Genomic DNA, 21,134 nt, shown 5'->3' on the forward strand with positions numbered 1-21,134 from the left:
TCCTGAGGTGTTCGGTGGCCGGCGAGGTCCGACCGGTCGATACCTCGAGCGTGGCTGCGCGCCGTGTCCCGCGGACAGGCACCCGCTGCCCCATTCCGGCCCGGCCCGGCCCGCCGCGATCCCGTGCCGACGGGACGTCTCAGGGTCGCTGCGGAGGCGGACCCGGCCGGAGACGGCCACTGCCGAGCCCGCCGGCGCGGCCGAGGGCGATCGCGTCCTCGCGGCTCGCGACGCCGAGCTTGCCGAGCATCTCCGAGACGCGGTTGCGGATGGTCTTGGGCGCGAGGTAGAGGCGAGCCGCGACCTGTGAGGTCGGGAGCCCGTCGACCATGAGCTCGAGGATCTCCAGGTCGCGGGCGTCGAGCACCGCCAGGGCGTCGGAGCGCGGGGCGGACGCCGCCGCTGCGACGACGTACCCGCTCACGCTGCGCCCCACGACCATCGAGCCGCCGGCCGCCGAGTGCACCGCGGCGAGCACGTCCTCGGGGTCGGCATCCTTGAGGAGGTAGCCGTCCAGGCCGCTGGCGAGGCTCTGGATGACGGTCGACTCGTCGGCGTGCATGGTCAGGATCAGCACGCGCAGCGACGGCCAGGACTGCTTGAGCTCCATCCCGAGGGTGATGCCGTCCCCGTCCGGCAGCTGCAGGTCGAGGACCGCGACGCTGGGCCGGCTGCTGCGCTCCAGCCCGGCCACCACCTCGCGAGCCTCGGTGGCCGACCGCGCTGTCGCGACGACCGAGAGCTGCGCGTCCGACCCGATCAGTGCGGCCAGCCCGGCCAGCACGACCGGATGGTCGTCGACGACGAGCACGTCGATCACGGCAGCACCCCCGCCTCGGCACTGGTGGGCAGCTCCACGTGCAGGTGCGTCCCGCCCGAATCCCCGGCGTCGACGCTCAGGCAACCGCCGAGCGACCGAGCGCGCAGCGCGAGCGACGAGAGTCCGACGCCGGGCACCACCGGGCCGCCGCGGCCGTCGTCGACCACGTCGACGCGGATCCGGGCCGTGTCGGCCTGGACCCGTACGTCGATCGACGACGCGGCCGCATGGCGCAGGGCGTTCGTCACCCCCTCGGCGACGCAGCGGTAGACGGCCACCTCCACCGCCGGCGACGCGGCTGCACCCGCCGAAACGTGGAGCCGCACGCGGGGTCCGTCGACCGGTTCGCCGAAGGAGCGGACCAGGCTGTGGAGGGCGGCTTCCAGGTCGCCGTCGTCGAGCACCGACGGGGTGATGCCCGAGACGATCCGGCGGAGGTCGGTCCGGCTCGCGGCGAGGTCGGCGGCCAGGTCCGCGAGCAGCGTCTCCGTGTCCGCGGTGCCGGGCGTCCGGAGCGCCGCCTGGACGCGCATGCTCATTCCGGCCAGGACGGGTCCGAGGCCGTCGTGGAGGTCGCCCATCACGCGCTTGCGCTCGGCGTCCCGCTCGCGAGCCACGTCCCGGCGGGCGTGCTCGGCCTCGACGGCGAGCCCGACAGCGCGTGCCACCAGCGCGACGGTCGGCAGCAGCTGCGCGACGACCTGGACCTGCCGGATCTCGGGGCCCTCGGGGTCGGGTGACTCGATGAGCAGCGAGCCGACCCGGTCGCCGCCGACCTCGAGGGGATGGACCGCCCATCGCTCCGGTGCGGACGGGTCGTCGTCGCCCAGCACGATCCGGACCTCCTTGCTGCCGCTGGCTGCCGCCACCATCCGGGCTGCCTTGTCGAGCAGGTCACGCGGTTCGGTCTTCGCGTGCAGGTCCGCGGTGATGGCGGCGACGTCCTCGGGCGGGATGAGCCCGCTTCCGTACCGGGTCGCGAGGGTGTTCCGGCGGACCCACAGCGCGCCGGGGGCGGTCATCGCCGCGGTGAGCAGCGCGGTGAACACGACCGTCGTCGTGTTGGAGGTGCGGTGCGCGAGCTGCGACCCGAGGAAGACCAGGCCGGTCGTGACGGCCGAGATCACGAGCACACCGAGGGCGAGTCCCACGTCCAGCAGGTGCTCGTCGAGTGGCCGGAAGTCGGCGGTGACCCACAGGCCGCCGATCACCAGCGAGCCGATCATGAGCGCGCCGCACGTCGCGTAGAAGCCGGGCTGGCCGGGCCAGAGCGTCCACGTGGCGGCCACGACGGCGCCCCCGGTCGCGAGGGTCACCAGGAGCCAGGTGAGCCTCCGGCGCGACGAGCGGTCCGTACGGCGTACCGACCTGGCGACCAGCGCCCACGTGGTCAACGTGCCGGCGGCAGCGAGCGTCCAGCCCGTGCCCTGCACCACTCCGGGCCAGGCCGCGACCCGAGCCGCGACCACGAGCACCGAGCCCGCAGCTGCGAGCACATAGCCGGCCACCATGAGCGCGTCGGCTCGGCGCCGCGGAGCGGCTCCGAACGCCGCGGGCACGGCAACGGCCAGGGCACAGCCCAGGGGAGCGGCAAGATCGGCGGTCGTGCTCGCGAGGTCGGCGGACTCGAAGCCGCCCGTGCGGACGACGCTCCAGGCGACGATCGCCGCGGGTGCCAGGGAGAGTGCAGCGAGCGTGCGTCCGAGCCGCAGCCCGGGGGTTCGGTCGAGGAGGACTCCGCCGACCACGGCGAAGAGCGGCCAGCCCAGCGTGAGAAGGACGCTCGGCGGTCGTTGCGACGAGGAAGCAGACACGCCGGCGGACCCCGCGCTGATCGAGAACAGCACCCCCGTGGCCAGGACCTCGACGGTGAGGCCCCGGGGCGGGATGCTGGTGACGCCGGTCGACTCGGCCACACGGCCAGCATGGAGCACGCGAGGGGTCCTCGGTAGGTCATGGGACCGCGCCGGGACGGCCCGGGACGGGCCGGGACGCGCGGGGCTGGCGCGCGGGACGCCGTCGCGGGCATCGTGATCGCGTCGGCCCCGGACTCGCCGGGGAGGTCAGGAGGTCCCGATGTCCACGTCAACGGCTCCGCCGCGTTCGGTCCAGCTGCCGTCGGCGCCGGTGTTCGTCGGCGCTGTGTACGCCGTGTGCGTCCTCGGCCTGATCGCACTGTTCACCGGCGAGATCATCTTCAGCGACAAGGACCCGCACCGCAGCCAGGGTCCGATCGCGTCGATCGTCACGATCTCGATCGTCGGCACCGCCGCACTCCTCATCGGTGTCGGCCTCGCGCTGTGGCTGGTCCGCACACCCGAACGTGCGCGCGTCGGATCGCTCGTGCTCACGGGGCTCTCGGTGCTCACGATCATCTTCTTCTGGTCGGGCGCTCCCGGCATCCTCGGCGCGTGCGCCGCCTGGTGCTCCGGCCTGACCAAGGGCGGTCGCCCACTCGGAGGTGCCGCCCGGATCGCCGGCATCGTCGGCGCCTTCGTCGCCCTGCTCAACGTCGTGCTCACGATCGGCGGCGTCCTGATCAATCCCTTCGCTCCCTAGCCGTCCGACGGGCCGTGGCGTCCCGCGAGCCCTAGGGTGTCCGCGTGAGCGACTCTCCACGACGACGAGGGCCCCGGGTCGACGTCGACGTGCGTGAGGCCCTGCTCGACACGGCCGAGGAGCTCTTCGGCACCGCGGGTGTCGACGTCGTCTCGCTCCGCTCGGTCGCGGGCGCGGCTGGCGTCGCGCCGGCCGCACTCTCGCACCACTTCCCGTCGAAGCGAGCACTGGTCGAGGCCGTGGTCCTGCGCCGGGCGCGTCCCGTCGGCGATGCCGTGCGTGAGCGCCTCCGCAGGCTGCAGGGCCGCGACGACCTGACCACCCGGCAGCTCGTCGAGGCGGTGCTGCTGCCCTTCGTGGAGGAGCTGAACCGGCAGCCGGTCCGGGCCGTCCGCTGGATGAAGATCCTGGTGACCCTGGCGCTGAACGAGGACGACATCGTCACCCGCGAGCTGGTCGCCGACGTGGACGTGACGGCCCTGTTCCTCGGTGCCGCCCGCACCATCCCGGCGCTGGGCGGTGCCGCCGCCGACCGTGCCGGCATCGCGATGTTCTCGATGCTCACCGCCCTCGCGGGGGCCGACCTCGGCGGCTACGGTCGGCCGATCGGTCCCGACGGCCTCGACCCGGCGTACGTCGAGCAGCTGGCGCTGTTCACCAGCGGCGGCCTCGAGGCCTGAGCGTCTCGACAGGCTCACCACCGGTGAACCGGCTCAACCGGTGGCGAGCCGCACGTCGAGCCGCTTGATCCCGTTGATCCAGCTGTGCCGCAGCCGGTCGGGCTCCGAGAGCCTGGTGACCTGCGGCGCGATGTCGGCCAGCGCGTTGAAGATCGCCCCGACCTCCATCCGGGCGAGGTTCGCGCCGATGCAGTAGTGGGCGCCGTGACCGCCGAAGGCGAGGTGCGGGTTCGGGTCGCGCAGGACGTCGAAGTCGTAGGGCCTGTCGAAGACCTCGGGATCGAAGTTGGCCGCTCCGTAGAACAGGCCGACCCGCTGCCCCTTCTTCACCGGCACACCGTTGACGTCGACGTCCTCGAGGGCGGTGCGCTGGAAGACGTTGACCGGGGTGGCCCAGCGGATCACCTCGTCGACCATGGTGGCGGTCGGTCGTTCACGCGTGAACAGCTCCCACTGATCGGGGTGGTCGAGGAAGGCGTTCATGCCGTGGGACATCGCATTGCGCGTCGTCTCGTTGCCCGCCACCGTCAGCGCGATCACGAAGAAGCCGAACTCGTCCTCGGTGAGCCCACGACCGTCCTTGTCGGCGTGCACCAGCTGGGTGACCAGGTCCTCGCGCGGGTTCGCGAGCCGATCAGCCGCCATCCCCATGGCATAGCCCAGGATCTCCGCCGAGGCGACCTCGGACTGCCCGGCGAACTCCGGGTCCTCACCGGACATCATCGAGTTGGACCACTCGAAGAGCTTTCCCCGGTCCTCCTGCGGTACACCGAGCAGGTCGGCGATCAGCTGCAGCGGCAGCTCGGCCGCGACCTCGGTGACGAAGTCGACGTCACCCTTCTCGAGCGCGTTGCGCACGATCGTGGCCGCGCGCTCGTGCATCACCTCCTCGAGACCGCCGACCGCCCGTGGCGTGAACGCCCGCGACACCATCCGGCGCGTGTGGGTGTGCTCGGGGGCGTCCTGGTTGATGATGATGACCCGCTGCATCTCGACCATCTCGCGCTCGATGCCCTCGGGGAAGCGGATGATCGCGCCGTTCTCCCAGCTCGAGAACGCCTTGCTGTTCTTCGACACCGCAGCCACGTCGGCGTGCCGGGTCAGCGCCCAGTAGCCCGTGCCCGACTCGGCCGACATGCCGTCCCGCGCCGACTGCTCCTGGTCGACCCAGTGGACCGGGGCGGCGTCGCGGAGGCTGCGGTTGTGCTCGTGGGGGATCCCGCCGGACACCAGGTCGGGGTCGGTCAGGTCGATCGCTGGCTCGGTCGTGGTCATCGCTGGAGTCCCGTCCGGTTATTTGGTCAAGCGAGCAAATAGTCGCGGACGACGTTAACACGAAGGAGGCCGGCGTCACAGTGCCTGCGCGGGGCGTCCGGCACCGACGAGGACCGGACCGGGGGCGGGCAGGGCGTCCGGGCCGGCGTACGCAGCGGGGTGGAAGCCCCTGAAGATCAGCCAGAAGGCGACCCCGACCTCGAAGAGCCCGCCGGGGATCGAGAGCACCAGGCTCACGTGTGCGCCGAGCAGGTCAGCGGCGCTCCCGACGGCGAGCACCGGGTAGCCGATCACGCCGAGTGCCGCCAGGCGACGGGGAACGAGTCCGGTGCGCAGCAGCACGACGGTCAGCGCCAGAGCACCGAGACCGAGCAGCATCTCGGCGAGCTGGTAGGCCGACGCGTTGGCATCGACGACCACGTTGCTGATGCCGTCGGCCCAGCCGGCTCCGCGGTGCTCGGCGAGGGGCACGAGCAGGAAGAACATCAGTGCCCCACCCGCGAGGAGGACGACCTCCACGACCATCGTCGCGAGGTAGGTCTGGGCGGCCCGCTTGCTGTGACGCTCGAGGATCGGGAAGAAGAGCACTCCCTTGCCGACGTCGACCACGGTGTTGAGCAGCATCAGGAAGGCGCCGGCGAGCAGCGTGGCCCGGTGCTCGGGGACGGTGGCCAGGAAGTGTGGCCGGTCGATCACCGAGCTCACCAGCGCGAAGCCGACGCCGTAGAGGAGGAAGCCGGCCAGGAAGAGTCCTCCGATCAGCCGTGAGGAGGTGTTGCGGGAGTCGAGGAGCTGGTCGAGCTTCATCTGGGTGTCCTCCGCTGGTGTCCGGCGTCATCGCCGTACTTAGTAAGGGACCGTACCTTACATTGTACGAAACTGCTATCGTGCGGCCACCATGTCCAGACCAGCGCCGAAGCGGGCTCCCGATCGGGAGCGGCTCAGTCGCGGCCGAGTGCTCGCCGCCGCCATGGACATCGCCGACGCGGGCGGCCTGGGATCGCTGACGATCCGTTCGCTGGCCGAGTCGCTCGGCGTCAAGCCGATGTCGGTCTACCACCACGTCGCCAACAAGGACGCGATCCTCGACGGCATCGTGGATCTCGTCTTCGACGAGATTGAGCTGCCCCCCGGCGACGGCGACTGGCGCGCGGAGATGCACGCTCGTGCGTCCTCGGCGAGGACCGTCCTGCGCAGGCATCCCTGGGCGATCGCGCTGATGGAGTCGCGCACCAGCCCCGGCCCGGCGACGCTGCGCCACCACGACGCGGTGCTCGGCAGCCTGCGAGCCGGGGGCCTGTCCGTCGAGCTGGCCGGCCACGCCTATGCCGTGCTCGACAGCTACGTGTACGGGTTCGCCGTCCAGGAGGCCGGCCTCCCGGTCGAGTCCGCCGGGGGCGGCGGCCAGGACGTCGGCGACCTTGCCGCCTCCATCGTGGCGGGGTTCGACCCGGGTCAGTACCCGCACCTCACCGAGCTGGCCACGGAGGTCGTGATGAAGCCGGGCTACGCCTTCGGCAACGAGTTCGACTTCGGGCTCGAGCTCGTCCTGGACGGGCTGGCGCGGCTCGGCGGAAGGCGCCGCAACCCGGCTCGAAACTGAAACAGGTTATCGTTCTGCGGTGGCCCCCGACGTCTTCGCTCCCGCCGATCTCGGCCCGGTGCGGCTGCGCAACCGGGTCGTCAAGGCGGCCACCTTCGAGGGGCGTACGCCGCACGGCCTGGTCACCGACGAGCTGATCGACTACCACCTGGCGCCGGCTCGCGGCGGTGTCGGGCTGACCACGGTCGCCTACCTCGCGGTCGCGCCGGAGGGCCGCACCCACAAGGAGGTCATCACCGTCGGCCCGGAGTCGGCGCCCGGGCTCGCCCGGCTCGCCGCGGCGGTCCACGAGACCGGCGCGAAGATCGCCGGACAGCTCGGGCACGCCGGTCCGGTGGCCAACGGCCGGTCCAACGGCGTGCACGCGCTCGCCGCCTCCCGGATGCCGTCGCCGCTGAGCATGCAGATGGTCCGGTCCGCCACGGAGGCGGACATCACCCGGATCACCCGCGACTACGTGCGTGCCGCGCGCATCCTGGTGGACGCCGGCTTCGACGTGCTCGAGATCCACATGGCGCACGGCTACCTGCTGAGCTCCTTCCTCGCGCCGGGGCAGAACCGTCGCAAGGACGCCTGGGGCGGGTCGCTGGACAACCGGACGCGGTTCGCCCGCCAGGTGGCGCGCGTCGTACGGGAGGAGGTGGGGGACCGGGCAGCGGTCACCGCCAAGATCGGCATGACCGAGGGGTCGCGTGCGGGCTTCTCGATGCCGGAGACCGTCGAGTTCGCGCGGATGCTGGAGGCCGACGGCCACCTCGACGCCCTGGAGCTCAGCGCCGGCAGCTCGCTGCTGAACCCGATGTACCTGTTCCGCGGCGACGTGCCGCGCAGGGAGTTCGCCGCCAACATGCCGCCCCTGGTGCGGCTCGGGATGAGGACGCCCATCGGCAAGGGCTTCTTCAAGGCCTACCCGTTCGAGGAGGCGTTCCTCCGCGAGAAGGCACTGGTGTTCCGCGAAGCGGTCCGGATGCCGCTGATGATGCTCGGGGGCATCAACACGCGGGCGACCATGGACCGCGCGATGGCCGAGGGCTTCGAGTACGTCGCGATGGCTCGCGCCCTGCTGCGCGAGCCCGACCTGGTCAACCGGCTGGCGAGCGGCGAGTCCGGCGAAGGGGTCTGCATCCACTGCAACCAGTGCATGCCGACGATCTACACCGGCACGAGGTGCACGGTGCTGGATGACTCCGGCGCTCCTACTTCTCGCCCGCGATCGCCGGCTGCCCCGGAGGGTTGACGACCACGAACACCACGCCGTTGTCGGGGTCGCGCACCATCGTGCCGGAGATACGGCCGTCGAAGACCAGGTCCCAGTAGACCTGCTCGTCGCCGAGCGTGTAGCTGACTCCCAGCCGCAGCCGGAAGCCCATCTGCGGCAGCACTCGCTTGTAGAAGGCGATCACGCCGTCGAGGTCGTCGGAGTGGATGTCGAACTGCCAGGTGTCGTCGAGCGGACCGGGGTCCTTGACCTTCACGCCCGGCGGCACCGGGAAGCCCTGGACGGTGCGGAAGCCCTGTGCGGGGAGCTCGCTGGCACCGGGGACCGCGGTGAGGCTGGCCTCCGGCGCGATCGTCTCCGAGGCCTTCGGCTGCTGGAGCTGGGTGTTCGACGGCTCGCCCGGATCGGCTGGTCCGCTGGGGTCGACCGAGGGCGCGGAGGTCACGCCCGGCGCGGTGCTGCCGGCCGCGCTCGGGTGGTCGTCATCGCCGCCGCAGCCGCCCAGGGCGAGGGCGGCAACGGCTGTGAGCAGCGCGACAGGAAGCGCGAGCAGTGCTCGGCGATCGGACACGCACATTCCCCCTAGAGTCGTTTCGACCGATGACCGTACCCGAGGAGCCTGAGCAGTGCCCTACGAGTTCGACCGCGGCATCGCGGTGAGACCGATCGGCGACGATGCCTACTCCGCCGAGCTCGACGGCGGCTGGGTCGTCGGCGGCGGCGTGAACGGCGGCTACCTCCTTGCCGTGATCGGCAACGCCGTGCGACACACGCTCGAGAGCAGCGGCCACGTAGACCCGTTCTCGGTCAGCGCCCACTACCTGAGTGCGTCCGTGCCCGGGCCGGCGACCGTGGAGACCCGGATCGTGCGCCGGGGTGGCCGGTTCTCGACGGTGGCCGCCACTCTGAGCCAGCAGCTCGACGGCGTCACGACCCCGCGGATCACCGCGCTGGCGACGTACGGCGACCTCGACCGTGCCCACGACGCGGCCACCGACGCGGCTGCCGACGCTCTTCACCTCGCCCTCGCGCCTCCGGACCTGCCGCCCCGGGAGCAGTGCCTGCCCTCGAACGCCGCTCCCGACGAGGTGAGGAAGTTCGCGCCGTTGCTCGACCGGTTCGGGACGCTGCTGGATCCCGAGAGCGCGATGTGGGCCGTGGGGAAGCCCAGCCGCAAGGGCGTCATCCAGGGCTGGTTCAAGCTCGCCGACGACCGGCCCCTGGACCCGATCGCGTTGCTCATGGTGGTCGACGCGCTGCCGCCGACGACCTTCGACCTCGGCATCCCCGGCTGGGCGCCGACCCTCGAGCTGACCGCCCACGTCCGGGCCCGGCCCGCGTCCGGATGGGCGGTCGTCCGGCACGCCACGCGCACGGTCGCCGGCGGCCTCTTCGAGGAGGACTGCGACGTCTGGGACTCCACCGGCCGGCTGGTGGCGCAGGCGCGGCAGCTGGCGCTGCAGCCGCGGGGCTGATCAGTCGAACGTGCTGCGTCGCATGCAGAACACGAAGCGGCGGCCGGGGTACTCCGAGAGCGACCAGAGCAGGTCGTCGTCGAAGTAGCAGAGGTCCTCGGGTCCCACCGGGATGGCCTGCCTGAAGGTGCGGAACGCGCCCGGCTGGCCGACGCGCATCGCGCCGAGCTGCCAGCGACCCCTGCTCGTGGTGACGTGGAAGCGACCCTCGACGATCGCCACGCCCTGCATGTGCCCCAGCCCGCGCTCGTCGAACGAGACCGGCCGGGACGTCCCGTCCTGCTCGGCGTGCAGGTAGAACGTGCCGGGATCCAGCGGGTAGCGGACGATCCGCCGGGTCATCTCCTCCCGGCCGTACTCCCCGGCGACGAGGTGCGGCACCTCTTCGCTCCGGTCCAGCGACAGGAACGAGTAGCGCATCTCGTCGAGGTCGTCGCGTGCGTCGTACACGAACCGGACGGGGAGCACGAACCGGTGGCCGAAGGTCTCTTCGCCGGGCTCGACCTGGAGGATGTCGTCCATCCGGCAGGTGTGGAGCCCCTGTCGGCTGCCGGCGACGTACAGGTAGGGGCCGGCCCAGACCAGGCCACCGGCATGGACAGTGAGCGGCCGGAGCCGGACGCCGCCGGGCTCGAGCACCGGCACGACGAGCAGCACGTGGCGGTAGCGCAGGGTCTCGAGGTCGACGACCGTGATCCGGCTGCCGCGGTCGTCCTTGGCGTACCAGCTGGTGACCAGCAGCCGCCGGTCGACGCCCGGGACGTGTGCGGAGTTGGTGATCCCCTGGGGCCACCACCGCTCGGAGACGCCGTCCTCGTCGCCCCACGCGAAGCCCCACTCGACCGCCACTCCCGGCACCGGGACCCGAGTGGCCTGCCGGTTGAGCCGCGCGAGGACGCCCGCGACACCGACCGGATCGCCGAGCCGGGCGACGAGCGCCTCGATCTCCCCGGCGTTCTCGTCGGTACGCCGCAGGTGGACTCGGGGCGGCGTACGCATGGATCCACCGTATTCGCCAGACGCGGACGCGTCGCGCGGGTAGCGTCGACAGCCGTTCGCCCAGATCGCCGAGGAACCGCCATGAGCACGATGACCCCGAACCGCTTCGGCCCCTACGCCACGCGCTCCGAGCTCGACAGGGGCAAGCGAAAGGCGGTGCTCAGCCTGGTCGTCGCGTTGGCCGCAGTCGCGCTGGCCATCGTCGCGAGCCGGACCGTCGACAGCCCGCGGCTGGTCGTCGTCTACCTCGTCGCCGGCGGCATGCACTTCGCCGCGTCGCTGGCCGCGTCGGTCCGCTGGTCGCGGACCCCGGAGTTCGACCCGGCCGACTGAGCGTGCCACTCGTCGTCGGTGTCGCGATGCTCCACGGCGGTCGTGTGCTCGCGGCGCGCCGCAGCTATCCGCCGGAGGTGGCCGGCCGGTGGGAGTTCCCGGGCGGGAAGGTCGACCCCGGCGAGATGCCGGAGGAGGCCGTCGTGCGCGAGGTCTCCGAGGAGCTCGGCTGCCTGGTCGAAGTGACCGGCTGGCTCGAGCCCGAGGTCCCGATCCGCGACGACCTCGTGCTCAGGGTTGCGACGGCTGCTCTGGTCGGTGACGAGCCGGTGCCGCGGCACGGGGAGCACGACGCCATCAGGTGGTTGCGGGTGGGCGAGATCGACGGCGTCGACTGGCTCGAAGCCGATCGTCCGTTCGTGGACGCCGTCGGAAAAACTCTGGGCCCGCGCAACTAGGGTCTTCGGTATGGACAAGCACCTGCTCCTCGTGCACGCGCACCCCGACGACGAGTCGATTGGGCAGGGCGCGACCATGGCGAAGTACGTCGCGGAGGGCATCGGCGTCACCCTGGTGACCTGCACCGGCGGCGAGATGGGCGAGATCCTGGTGCCCGAGCTCGAGCACCTGGCGGCCGACAAGGACGACACCCTGGCCGACCAGCGCCGGATCGAGCTCGACAACGCCATGAAGGAGCTCGGCGTCACCGACCACCGCTACCTCGGTGGCTTCAAGCGCTACCGCGACTCCGGCATGCAGTGGCACGAGGACGGCCACGCGATCCCGGCGGACACCGTGCACGAGAGTGCGTTCTGGCACGCCGACCTGACCGAGGCGGCCAGCCACCTGGTCGAGGTGATCCGCGAGGTCCGGCCGCAGGTGCTGGTCACCTACGACGAGTTCGGCGGATACGGCCACCCTGACCACATCCAGGCCCACCGGGTCGCGACGTACGCCGCGGCGCTCGCAGCCGTGCCGTCGTACCGGCCGGACCTGGGGGAGCACCACGACGTCGCGAAGATCTACTGGGGGGCGATGTCAGAGAGCCGGATGCGCGCCGGCCTGCGACTGCTGCGTGACTCCGGCGACACCACCACGTTCGAGGGCATGGAGCCGGACGGCCCGCTGCCGCCGTTCGTCACCGCCGACGAGAACCTCTCCGCCGTCGTCGACGGCACCGAGTACCACGACCGCAAGATGGCGGCGCTCGCCGCACACGCCACCCAGATCACCACCGACGGCCCCTTCTTCGCGCTCTCCAACAACGTCGGCGCCACCGCCTGGGGCCTGGAGTTCTACCGGATCGCGAAGGGCCGGCGCGGGCCGGTCAACGAGGACGGCCTCGAGACGGACCTGTTCGCGGGGCTCTGACTCTTCGGGGGTCCGACGTGACGCTCTGGCTGGACGGCGAGTCGACGATCGACCGGTCCACCTGCGACGACTGCGGGGCGGAGTACCTCCTGGTCAAGAGCTTCGTCCTCGACGCCGACGGTCCGTGCGCCATCGCGATGACGGCCCTGCACCACCACGGGGGCTTCGAAGCCTGGATGGACGTGATCCTCGGCTCGTTCGAAGGCGATGGTCAGGACGAGAGAGTGACCTTCGGTTGCCGCGTCGGTCCGGTGGAGGGCAGCCGGGAACCGGCCGCTTCGCTCGTCCAGGCAGCGGTGCCGTACGGAGACACTCCTACCTTCGGGCACAAGCTGAGCCGGGACGAGGCACTGGGCCATCGGCGTCTGCCGGACTTCTGGCACGTCGTCGACTTCCTGCTCGAGAACGAGCCGGCGATCGACCATCACGTCCACGGCCATCTCGACCCGCCCACGAGGAGCTGAGCAGGGAGCGAGTCCTCGGGACGGCCGTCGCCGAGCCACTGGGCGAGGCCGCCCAGGCCGGCGGCCCAGCGACCCAGGTCGGTGTGCTCGGCATGGGCGACGACGACTCCGAGGAGCTCCGCCACCGCAGCGTCGCCACGACCAGCGTCGTTGAGGGTGAGGGCGCGGAAGACCCGCACCGAGTCCGAGTCGGGGAACTCGGCCTTCGCGCGCTCCAGCACCGCGAGCGACTCCTCCAGCCGCCCGAGCCAGCGCAGCGTGCTGCCGTACTGGCACAGGCAGCGACGCAGCGTGTCGCCCTCCAGGCCGAGCGCGAGTGCCCGCTCGTAGTGGCTCGCGGCGGTCCTCTCGTCTCCCGCGGTGTCGTAGGCGCCGCCGACCTCGTAGACCAGCACGGGATGATCGGGATGCCGGGCCAGCAGGTCCTCGAAGTACGCGATCGTCGGTGCCATGTCGGTCCGGTCGCGGCGCTCGTAGCCGAGCTCGATCGCGGCCTCGAGCTCGGGCGTGAGCGGGGTGGCGGTCATGGGGATCCAACGTAGTGGCTCAGGATCGGGGGTCGTGCCCTCAGGTCGTCGGCTCGTCGAGGACGAGGCGCTGTCCGCCGTCGACCAGCTCGCGGCAGACGTCCAGGTGCCCCGCATGGGTGGCGGTCTCGACGATCACGTGCAACAGGGCGTCCCGCAAGGACGAGACGGGCGGGTCGCCGGCGTCCTCGAACCACCAGACCGGCTTCGCGTCCAGCCGCAGTCGCTCGACGGCCGCGGTGGCCAGCCTGCACTCGGCGGCGTACTGCTCGAGGAGGTCCTCGTCGCTCTGGAGATCGGGTGCGGTCCAGCCGTCGTACCCCTGGGGAAGGTCGACGCGCTCGCCGGCCATCACAGCGCGGAACCACACCCGCTCGACGTCCAGGGTCAGGTGCCTGAGCAGACCGCGCGGTGTCCACCCTGAGGGGACCTGCGAGCGGCGTCGCGCCTCGGCCGGCATCGCCCTCACCTGTTCCGCTACGTGCGTCCGCTGGGCGTCCAGCCACTCGAGAAGCTCGCGCTTCGTGGTCTCGTCTGCGTTGTCGTCCACTCCGACAGTCAACCTGACAGGTAGCGACAGGCGTGGTGCACCGACAGCCCGAGCGACTCGTACAGGGCGATCGCCGGCGCGTTGTCGGTCTCGACGTGCAGCCAGAGCGTCGTGGCGCCCTGCTCGGCGCCCCACTCCAGCAGGGTGGCGAGGACGGCCCGGGCCAGCCCGCGGCGGCGGAGCTCCGGCTCGACGAACAGGTCGTGGACGCCGAGCCAGTCGCGGTCGATCGCAGCCTTCGCGAAGGCCTGGTCGTTGACGATCGCCTCCGCCCGGGGGCCGTCGGAGTGCAGGACGGCCACGTCGTCGGCACCCAGCGTCCGCCGGGCGCGGCTGAGCGAGCCGAGCAGGAACAACGAGTCACCGCCCGGCACCACCGTCCAGCCAGTCGCTCCGAACCAGTCGTCAGCCTCGGAGCCGACCTCGACCTGAACCATGGGCGGACGGCCGCGATCCCGGTAGAACGCCCGGACGAGCTCGGCGGCCTGGTCCAGCGGGACGTCGGGATCACCCATCGCGAGGCAGGAGTTCGCCCGCTTCCGCAGCCGGTCCTTCGGCTCGGGCTCGGTGCGCAGCTCCCACTCCCCGAGCGGCTCGCGCACGACGCCGGGCCACAGCGGCGCGCCGTGCGACTCGGCCTCGCGCGCGGTGACCCGCTGGCGGACGCTGGCGCGGGGCGGGACCGGCTTCCCGGAGACGATCTCGCCGATCCGGATCGCGACCGCACTGCCGTCCTCGCGCCGGATCACCGCCACCCCGTCGGCCCAGGACTCGCAGACCCCGAGCACGTCGGTCATCGCCGGGCCGCCCGACGGGCCGGTCTCGCCGGGCAGTACGCGGCGTACCACGACACGCTGGCCGACGACGTGCGGACCGAGCCCCGATTTGGTCACCTGCTGAAACACGGGCCCGTCTGCTGAAGTCACCCCGGGGATACTAGGCTTTGCCGCAGTCCGCACCGGACTCGTACCTCAGGAGGATCCAGGTGACCTACGTCATCGCCCAGCCCTGCGTGGACCTCAAGGACCGCGCTTGTGTTGACGAGTGCCCCGTCGACTGCATCTACGAAGGCAAGCGGATGCTCTACATCCACCCCGATGAGTGCGTCGACTGCGGTGCGTGCGAGCCGGTCTGCCCGGTGGAGGCGATCTACTACGAGGACGACACCCCGGCGGAGTGGAAGGAGTACTACGACGCGAACGTGCACTTCTTCGACGACCTGGGCTCCCCGGGCGGCGCCGCCAAGATGGGCGTCATCGAGAAGGACCACCCGCTGATCGAGGCGCTCCCGCCGCAAGAGCACGACGAGTGACCCCACCGGAGGTCGAGCCTGTCTCCTCCCGGCTGCCTGACTTCCCCTGGGACCAGATCACGTCGTACGGCGACGTGGCACGCGCGCACCCCGGCGGCATCGTCGACCTCTCGGTCGGTACGCCGGTCGACCCGACCCCCGAGATCGTGCAGCGGGCGCTCCGCGAAGCCGCTGACTCGCCCGGCTACCCGGTCACGATCGGCCTGCCGCAGACTCGTCAGGCCTGCGTGGACTGGCTGTCCCGCCGCTTCGGGGTCACCGGCCTCGGGCTGGACGGCGTGCTCCCGGTGGTCGGCTCGAAGGAGCTGATCGCCTCGCTGCCGACGCATCTCGGTGTCGGCGCCGGCGACCTGGTCGTGCAGCCGCTGCTCGCCTATCCGACGTACGAGGTCGGAGCGGTGCTCGCGGGCGCCCGCGTGCTCGCGGCCGACTCGCTGACCGCGATCGGACCGGAGCGGCCGCGGATCCTCTGGATCAACTCGCCGTCCAACCCGACCGGCAAGGTGCTGCCGGTCGACCACCTGCGCAAAGTCGTGGACTGGTGCCGCGAGCGAGGAGTGCTGCTGATCTCCGACGAGTGCTACCTCGAGCTGACCTGGGAGCCCGACGCGCCGGCCGTCTCGGTGCTGCACCCCGACGTGTGCGGCGGCAGCCACGAGGGCATCCTCGCGGTGCACTCGCTCTCGAAGCGCTCCAACCTGGCCGGCTACCGGTGCGCGTTCGTCGCCGGCGACCCGGTGGTCGTGGGGGAGCTGCTCGCGGTGCGCAAGAACCTCGGCCTTCAGATGCCCGGTCCGCAGCAGCACGCGATGGTCGCGGCCCTCGACGACGACGCCCACGTCGAGGAGCAGCGGGCCCGGTACGCCCGCCGGCGCGGCTGGCTCAAGGACGCGGTCGAGGCCGCGGGCTTCCGGATCGACCACTCGGAGGGCTCGCTCTACCTCTGGGCCACCCGTGGGGAGCCGTGCCTGGACACCCTGGCCTGGTTCGCCGAGCGCGGCGTGCTGGTCGCGCCAGGCTCGTTCTACGGCCGCGCCGGCGCCGAGCACGTGCGGATCGCCTTCACCGCCACCGACGAGCGGATCGGCGCGGCAGTGGAGCGGCTCACGGCTTGACGCATTCGGCGACGTCCTCCGCCTCGCCTGACCGACCCCAATCGCCGAGGCGGCGCAGATGAAAGACCTAACACCGCCGAGGCGGCGCAGATGGAAGACGTCGCTCTTTCATTTGCGCCGCCTCGGTGTCGCATGGGTTTTCACTTGCGCCGCCTCGGCGTCGGGTGGGTTTTCACTTGCGCCGCCTCGGCGGGAAATCAGCCGAGCGAGACGGTGATCTTCGTCGCCGGGGCGGAGGAGGCCACCCAGCCCTTCTCGGAGTCGTCACCGGTCTTCCAGGCCCGGCCGTCGAACGAGACGCCGGTGATCTTCAGGTCGTCGGCATTGGCCAGGAGGTACTCGGCGATCGACCAGCCCTTGCGGTTGCCGTCCTGTCCGGCCGCGACCGTCACGGTGAAGTCCTGGCGGGCGCCGGTGCGGGTGACGTCGAGATCGCCGTACGCCTTGGACAGCCATTGCGAGGCGGTCGCCGCGGTCCCGTGGGCCTTCGGCTCCCGCACGACGCACGTGAAGGTGCCGCCGGGGCTGTAGCCGGTCAGCGCAGAAGCAAGGGCCCGGGCGTCCGGTGCGTGCGGCTCGTAGGCCTCCGGGTACGCCGACCGCTGCACCTTCTGCGCGGCCTCGGTGATCCGCATCGTCTGGTAGCCGTGGATCTTCTCCAGAGCGTCGTAGAACTTGTTGATCGAGTAGTACTCGTTGCTGATCTGCGCCACCGTGCCCCAACCCTGCGACGGCCTCTGCTGGAAGATGCCGACCGAGTCGCGGTCACCGCTGGTGAGGTTGCGGATCTTGCTCTCCTGGTACGCCGTGGCGAGGGCGATCGACACCGCCCGTGCCGGGAGCCCACGCTGCACCCCGATCGCCGCGATCAGCGACGCGTTCTGCGCCTGGTCGGGTTCGAGGTCGACGCTGCGACCGGCCACCGTCGCGGTGCAGCCGGGCGGGTCGGGGAGGGGGCCGGTGCCGCGCCAGACCGCGATCGTGACCCCGGCGACGACGGCGAGGACCGCCAGGAACAGGAAGATCCCGGAGCGACGGTGCCCTTGCCTAGTTGGCATGCAGGTCGGCGTTGAGCGCGATGCCGTCCGCGTGCCACGGGACGGCCTCGACGGCACCGGTCACCGAGTTGCGGCGGAACAGGACGTGGTCCGCGCCGGACAGCTCGCCCGCCTTGATCACCTTCGGCTTGTTGTCGATGTCGCGCACCGTCACCTTGGTGCCCGCGGTGACGTAGCAGCCGGCCTCGACCACGCAGTCGTCTCCGAGCGAGATCCCGATGCCGGAGTTGGCGCCGAGAAGGCACCGGCGCCCGACCGAGATGGTCTCCTTGCCGCCACCCGAGAGCGTGCCCATGATCGAGGCGCCACCGCCGACGTCGGAACCGTCGCCGACGACGACGCCGGCGGAGATCCGGCCTTCGACCATCGAGGTGCCCAGGGTGCCGGCGTTGTAGTTGACGAACCCTTCGTGCATCACGGTGGTGCCCTCGGCGAGGTGGGCTCCGAGGCGGACCCGGTCGGCGTCGGCGATCCGGACGCCCGTCGGCACGACGTAGTCGGTCATCCGCGGGAACTTGTCGATGCCGAAGACCTCGACCGGCCCGTCGGCGCGCAGCGCAGCGCGGACCTCCTCGAAGCCGGCCACGGCGCACGGTCCACGGCTGGTCCAGACGACGTTGCTGAGGATGCCGAAGATGCCGTCCAGGTTCACGCCGTGCGGGGCGACGAGCCGGTGGCTGAGCAGGTGCAGCCGCAGGTAGACGTCGGTCGCGTCAGCCGGGGCGTCGTCGAGCGCCGAGGCCGTCAGCACCACCTCGGTGTGCACCCTGCGCGCCGGGTCCTTGGTCTCCAGTGCGGTCAGCGAGGCGGGCGGCGCGACGTCGGCCGGAGGCTCGCCGAGAGCCGGCGTCGGGTACCAGGTGTCCAGCACGGACCCGTCGTCGGCGATGGTCGCGAGACCGTGGCCCCAGGCCGACTTCTGGGCAGGGGACGAGGACTCAGGCATGCGGATCAGGCTACCGAGGGAATCGATCGGCTCAACAACCGGTCATTCGTCGGAGCGTGGCCGTCGCAGGTTCTGGTCGAGCCAGCCCTTGACCGAGCCGAGCACGCCGGCGGCGTCCTGCACGAGCCGGCCGAGCGTGTCCTGGGTCTGCCCGAACATCTCGGAGTAGCTGCGCGCCGCTGCCTGCGCGGCCTCGCTCACCGGGGCGTCCGCGTCCTCGGAGCGGCGCGGGTACGTGCCGGCCAGGATCGCGGTGTAGTCCCCGGTGTCGACCCACCTTCGCAGCTCGGCGGCCCGTACGACGGCGAACGGGTGCGACCGGCTCTCGATCAGCAGCATCTTCAGGACGGAGTCGCGGAGGTCGCCCGCCTCGTCGTACTCACGGCCCTGGGCGAAGAAGGACGTCGTGTCCAGGTCCTCGAGGTGTCCGCCGCTGGCCAGCTTCATGTGCACCCGGAAGGCGAGCGCGGGGTCCTGGGTGGCGAGGAGACCGGCACGGTCGGCGGAGAGCTCGGACTTGCGCGACCACTCCATCAGCGCGGCGACGATGAGCCGGATGCCGAGGCCGCCGAGGGGGATCGAGCCGAGGACGCCGGAGAGCTGCAGGAGCCGCTGAAGGAGCGTCTGGTAGACGGCGTGGCCGCTGATCGCGTGGCCGAGCTCATGGGCCAGCACGAACGCCATCTCGTCGGAGTCCAGCAGCTCCACGAGTGCCGAGTTCACGACGATGAGCGGCTTGTCCATGCCGATGGTGACCGCGTTCGGGACCGGGTTCGCCGACACGTAGACCTCCGGCACGTCGGCCGCGTCGAGCACCGTGGCGACGTCGGCGAGGGCGCGGTGCAGGGCCGGGAACTGGCGCTCGTCGACCCGGATCGCCGACCCGAGGAGCTCCAGGCGCACGGCACGCTCGTTGATCAGCCCGGACAGAGCCTTCAGCACGGTGTCGAAGCCCTTGAGCTTGCGCAGCGCGACCAGCGCGCCCCGGTCGGCGGGGTGCTCCCAGGCTCGCGAGCTGATCTCGGGCAGCGGCACTCGGCGTCGCGAGGGCGATTTCGGCATGACGGACAGTCTGCCGGTGGGCCACGATGAGCGCATGGAAAGTGGCGGCACCCGGTTCAAGGACCTCTGCCTGGACGCGCTGGACCCGCGGGCGGTCGCGCCGTTCTGGTCCGGCGCGCTCGGCCTGGCCGCCGAATACCAGGACAACGGCGACGCGGTGCTCCGCGGTTCGGAGCCCGGGCAGACTCTGTGGATCAACACCGTGCCGGAGCCCAAGACCGTCAAGGACCGCGTGCACCTCGACCTGCACACCGACTCGGTCGAGACCCTGGTCGCGATCGGTGCGACCGTCGCGCCGGTCCAGGACGACGCGGACGCCTGGACCGTCATGGCCGATCCGGAGGACAACGAGCTGTGCGCGTTCGTCCGGGAGCCGGCACGCGTCCCGGCGTACAAGGCCTTCGAGCTGGTGGTCGACTCCGCCGACCACGTGCGGATCGGGCAGTGGTGGGCCGACGTGTTCGGGGTCGAGCTCCAGCACGAGGACGGCGAGGACGGCAAGGACGGGAGCTGGCTTGCGGGCGTTCCGGGGTTCCCGATGGACGCCTGGGTCTTCGGCTGGGTGCCCGAGCCGAAGACGGTCAAGAACAGGCTGCACTGGGACCTGTACGGCGACGTCGCCGAGCTCGAGGCTCGCGGGGCGACCCGGCTCTCGGACCTCCCGGGCTGGACGGTGCTCGCCGACCCCGAGGGCAACGAGTTCTGCGTGTTCCCGGGCTCCTGACCCGCCCTGACAAGATGGGCGCCATGGTCCTGGACATCACGGCCGACGCGGTCGCGCTCACCGAGGCACTCGTGGACATCGAGTCGGTGAGCCTGAACGAGCAGCCGATCGCCGACGCCGTCGAGGCCGCGCTGCGCGAGGTCGCCCACCTGGAGGTGACCCGGGTCGGCAACTCGGTGGTCGCCCGCACCGAACTCGGGCGCGGCGAGCGCGTCGTGATCGCGGGCCACCTGGACACGGTGCCGCTGAACGGCAACCTGCCGTGCCGCAACGACGGCACCTTCCTGCACGGGCTCGGCACCTGCGACATGAAGGCGGGCGTGGCGGTCGCGCTTCGGCTCGCCGCCGGCGTCCCGGAGCCGAACCGCGACGTCACCTTCGTCTTCTACGAGTGCGAGGAGATCGACGCGATCCACAACGGCCTCCGCAAGATCGCCGAGGGACGGCCCGACCTGGTGGAGGCGGACTTCGCGATCCTCATGGAGCCCTCGGACGCGATGGTGGAGGCAGGGTGCCAGGGGACGCTCCGCGTCGACGTGCGCACGCGCGGCGAGCGGGCGCACTCCGCCAGGTCGTGGAAGGGCGTCAACGCGATCCACAAGGCTGCCGAGGTGCTGCGCCGGCTCAACGAGTACGACGCCCGGCGGCCGCTGATCGACGGGCTCGAGTACCACGAGGGGCTCAACGCCGTGCTGATCAGCGGCGGCGTAGCCACCAACGTGCTGCCTGACGAGGCCGTGGTCACCGTGAACTACCGGTTCGCGCCCGACCGCTCCGAGGCGGAGGCGCTCGACTACGTGCGCGAGTTCTTCGACGGCTTCGAGATCACGGTCGCCGACTCTGCGCCCGGAGCGCTCCCCGGGCTCGACGTACCGGCGGCGAAGGCGTTCGTCGACTCGGTCGGCGGTGAGGTGAAGCCGAAGTTCGGCTGGACCGACGTCGCCCGCTTCAGCGGCCTCGGAGTCCCCGCCGTCAACTTCGGGCCGGGCGACCCGTCGCTGGCGCACAAGCAGGAGGAGCACGTGCCGATCGCCCACATCGAGCGCTGCGAGCAGGTCCTGCGCAACTGGCTGGGCGCCTGATGACCGAGCACCCGCGGGCG

General features: G+C 71.5%; 25 protein-coding genes. 13 read left to right on the forward strand and 12 right to left on the reverse strand.

From position 1 onward, the window contains the following. Window positions 1-139 precede the first annotated feature (139 nt). Both ACVW00_RS03740 and ACVW00_RS03745 read right to left on the reverse strand, forming a co-directional pair. Complete coding sequence (locus ACVW00_RS03740) at window positions 140-820, reverse strand: response regulator (protein ID WP_457109562.1); 681 nt, start codon at window positions 818-820, stop codon at window positions 140-142. Next, window positions 817-2,736: a sensor histidine kinase gene (locus ACVW00_RS03745; RefSeq protein ID WP_457109563.1), complete on the reverse strand. Its 1,920-nt coding sequence runs from the start codon at window positions 2,734-2,736 to the stop codon at window positions 817-819. Before ACVW00_RS03745 ends, ACVW00_RS03740 begins: the two co-directional genes overlap by 4 nt. Window positions 2,737-2,896: 160 nt before the next feature. Here ACVW00_RS03745 and ACVW00_RS03750 point away from each other — a divergent pair, with 160 nt between their 5' ends. Both ACVW00_RS03750 and ACVW00_RS03755 read left to right on the forward strand, forming a co-directional pair. Continuing rightward, the gene (locus tag ACVW00_RS03750) at window positions 2,897-3,379 is read left to right on the forward strand and encodes a hypothetical protein (protein WP_457109564.1); all 483 of its coding nucleotides are present in this window, start codon (window positions 2,897-2,899) and stop codon (window positions 3,377-3,379) included. 44 nt (window positions 3,380-3,423) lie between these two features. Beyond that, window positions 3,424-4,059, forward strand: a complete 636-nt coding sequence (locus tag ACVW00_RS03755) for a TetR/AcrR family transcriptional regulator (protein ID WP_457109565.1) — start codon at window positions 3,424-3,426, stop codon at window positions 4,057-4,059. Window positions 4,060-4,092: 33 nt separating this feature from the next. On the opposite strand, the gene ACVW00_RS03760 is transcribed toward ACVW00_RS03755, so the two are convergent. Together ACVW00_RS03760 and ACVW00_RS03765 are read right to left on the reverse strand one after the other, a co-directional pair. Next, entirely contained in the window at window positions 4,093-5,334 is a 1,242-nt protein-coding gene (locus ACVW00_RS03760; RefSeq protein WP_457109566.1) for a cytochrome P450, read from the reverse strand. A gap of 75 nt (window positions 5,335-5,409) precedes the next feature. Next, window positions 5,410-6,141, reverse strand: coding sequence for a DUF4386 domain-containing protein (locus ACVW00_RS03765; RefSeq protein WP_457109567.1), 732 nt, complete (start codon window positions 6,139-6,141; stop codon window positions 5,410-5,412). Window positions 6,142-6,232: 91 nt separating this feature from the next. Here ACVW00_RS03765 and ACVW00_RS03770 point away from each other — a divergent pair, with 91 nt between their 5' ends. Next, window positions 6,233-6,937 (forward strand): TetR/AcrR family transcriptional regulator C-terminal domain-containing protein, encoded by a 705-nt coding sequence (locus ACVW00_RS03770; protein WP_457109568.1) that lies wholly within the window; start codon window positions 6,233-6,235, stop codon window positions 6,935-6,937. A gap of 19 nt (window positions 6,938-6,956) precedes the next feature. Beyond that, window positions 6,957-8,174, forward strand: a complete 1,218-nt coding sequence (locus ACVW00_RS03775) for an oxidoreductase (RefSeq protein WP_457109569.1) — start codon at window positions 6,957-6,959, stop codon at window positions 8,172-8,174. On the opposite strand, the gene ACVW00_RS03780 is transcribed toward ACVW00_RS03775, so the two are convergent. Then, entirely contained in the window at window positions 8,134-8,727 is a 594-nt protein-coding gene (locus tag ACVW00_RS03780; protein ID WP_457109570.1) for a hypothetical protein, read from the reverse strand. The two genes, ACVW00_RS03775 and ACVW00_RS03780, sit on opposite strands and share 41 nt — an antisense overlap. A 55-nt stretch (window positions 8,728-8,782) precedes the next feature. Here ACVW00_RS03780 and ACVW00_RS03785 point away from each other — a divergent pair, with 55 nt between their 5' ends. Next, a complete protein-coding gene (locus tag ACVW00_RS03785; RefSeq protein ID WP_457109571.1) occupies window positions 8,783-9,631 on the forward strand; it encodes a thioesterase family protein in 849 nt (282 codons plus the stop codon). Here ACVW00_RS03785 and ACVW00_RS03790 read toward each other — a convergent pair whose 3' ends face one another. After that, window positions 9,632-10,630, reverse strand: coding sequence for a hypothetical protein (locus ACVW00_RS03790; protein ID WP_457109572.1), 999 nt, complete (start codon window positions 10,628-10,630; stop codon window positions 9,632-9,634). 81 nt (window positions 10,631-10,711) lie between these two features. Here ACVW00_RS03790 and ACVW00_RS03795 point away from each other — a divergent pair, with 81 nt between their 5' ends. From ACVW00_RS03795 to ACVW00_RS03810, 4 genes are read left to right on the forward strand one after another with little or no spacing between them, the layout of a single operon-like run. Continuing rightward, window positions 10,712-10,963, forward strand: a complete 252-nt coding sequence (locus ACVW00_RS03795; RefSeq protein ID WP_457109573.1) for a hypothetical protein — start codon at window positions 10,712-10,714, stop codon at window positions 10,961-10,963. 2 nt (window positions 10,964-10,965) lie between these two features. Beyond that, window positions 10,966-11,361 carry a (deoxy)nucleoside triphosphate pyrophosphohydrolase gene (locus ACVW00_RS03800; protein WP_457109574.1) on the forward strand — a complete coding sequence of 132 codons (396 nt, stop codon included), beginning with the start codon at window positions 10,966-10,968 and terminating at the stop codon, window positions 11,359-11,361. A 10-nt stretch (window positions 11,362-11,371) separates the two neighbouring features. After that, on the forward strand, window positions 11,372-12,274 hold the full coding sequence (mshB, locus tag ACVW00_RS03805) for an N-acetyl-1-D-myo-inositol-2-amino-2-deoxy-alpha-D-glucopyranoside deacetylase (protein ID WP_457109575.1): 903 nt from the start codon (window positions 11,372-11,374) through the stop codon (window positions 12,272-12,274). Window positions 12,275-12,291: 17 nt separating this feature from the next. Next, window positions 12,292-12,738: a hypothetical protein gene (locus ACVW00_RS03810; RefSeq protein ID WP_457109576.1), complete on the forward strand. Its 447-nt coding sequence runs from the start codon at window positions 12,292-12,294 to the stop codon at window positions 12,736-12,738. Here ACVW00_RS03810 and ACVW00_RS03815 read toward each other — a convergent pair. The 3 genes from ACVW00_RS03815 to ACVW00_RS03825 are packed head-to-tail and all read right to left on the reverse strand — an operon-like array spanning window position 12,699 to window position 14,708. Further along, a complete protein-coding gene (locus ACVW00_RS03815) occupies window positions 12,699-13,265 on the reverse strand; it encodes a tetratricopeptide repeat protein (RefSeq protein ID WP_457109577.1) in 567 nt (188 codons plus the stop codon). The genes ACVW00_RS03810 and ACVW00_RS03815 overlap by 40 nt on opposite strands. Before the next feature lie 40 nt (window positions 13,266-13,305). Further along, a complete protein-coding gene (locus tag ACVW00_RS03820; protein ID WP_457109578.1) occupies window positions 13,306-13,815 on the reverse strand; it encodes a DinB family protein in 510 nt (169 codons plus the stop codon). An 8-nt stretch (window positions 13,816-13,823) separates the two neighbouring features. Then, window positions 13,824-14,708 (reverse strand): GNAT family N-acetyltransferase, encoded by an 885-nt coding sequence (locus ACVW00_RS03825; protein ID WP_457109579.1) that lies wholly within the window; start codon window positions 14,706-14,708, stop codon window positions 13,824-13,826. Window positions 14,709-14,800: 92 nt separating this feature from the next. Here ACVW00_RS03825 and fdxA point away from each other — a divergent pair, with 92 nt between their 5' ends. Beyond that, entirely contained in the window at window positions 14,801-15,127 is a 327-nt protein-coding gene (fdxA, locus tag ACVW00_RS03830; protein WP_457109580.1) for a ferredoxin, read from the forward strand. Beyond that, the gene (gene dapC, locus ACVW00_RS03835) at window positions 15,124-16,242 is read left to right on the forward strand and encodes a succinyldiaminopimelate transaminase (protein ID WP_457109581.1); all 1,119 of its coding nucleotides are present in this window, start codon (window positions 15,124-15,126) and stop codon (window positions 16,240-16,242) included. Before fdxA ends, dapC begins: the two co-directional genes overlap by 4 nt. A 197-nt stretch (window positions 16,243-16,439) precedes the next feature. Here the strand turns inward: dapC and ACVW00_RS03840 are convergent, their stop codons facing one another. Genes ACVW00_RS03840 through ACVW00_RS03850 form a run of 3 tightly spaced genes read right to left on the reverse strand, consistent with a single transcriptional unit; the run spans window position 16,440 to window position 19,308 of the window. Continuing rightward, a complete protein-coding gene (locus tag ACVW00_RS03840; protein ID WP_457109582.1) occupies window positions 16,440-17,300 on the reverse strand; it encodes a hypothetical protein in 861 nt (286 codons plus the stop codon). Beyond that, complete coding sequence (dapD, locus tag ACVW00_RS03845) at window positions 17,290-18,246, reverse strand: 2,3,4,5-tetrahydropyridine-2,6-dicarboxylate N-succinyltransferase (RefSeq protein ID WP_457109583.1); 957 nt, start codon at window positions 18,244-18,246, stop codon at window positions 17,290-17,292. Before dapD ends, ACVW00_RS03840 begins: the two co-directional genes overlap by 11 nt. 42 nt (window positions 18,247-18,288) lie before the next feature. Then, complete coding sequence (locus ACVW00_RS03850) at window positions 18,289-19,308, reverse strand: M48 family metallopeptidase (protein ID WP_457109584.1); 1,020 nt, start codon at window positions 19,306-19,308, stop codon at window positions 18,289-18,291. A gap of 34 nt (window positions 19,309-19,342) precedes the next feature. On the opposite strand from ACVW00_RS03850, the gene ACVW00_RS03855 reads away from it, so the two are divergent. Continuing rightward, window positions 19,343-20,032, forward strand: a complete 690-nt coding sequence (locus ACVW00_RS03855; protein WP_457109585.1) for a VOC family protein — start codon at window positions 19,343-19,345, stop codon at window positions 20,030-20,032. 23 nt (window positions 20,033-20,055) lie between these two features. After that, window positions 20,056-21,114 carry a succinyl-diaminopimelate desuccinylase gene (gene dapE, locus ACVW00_RS03860; protein WP_457109586.1) on the forward strand — a complete coding sequence of 353 codons (1,059 nt, stop codon included), beginning with the start codon at window positions 20,056-20,058 and terminating at the stop codon, window positions 21,112-21,114. Window positions 21,115-21,134 lie beyond the last annotated feature (20 nt).

Source organism: Marmoricola sp. URHA0025 HA25, from assembly GCF_054059435.1.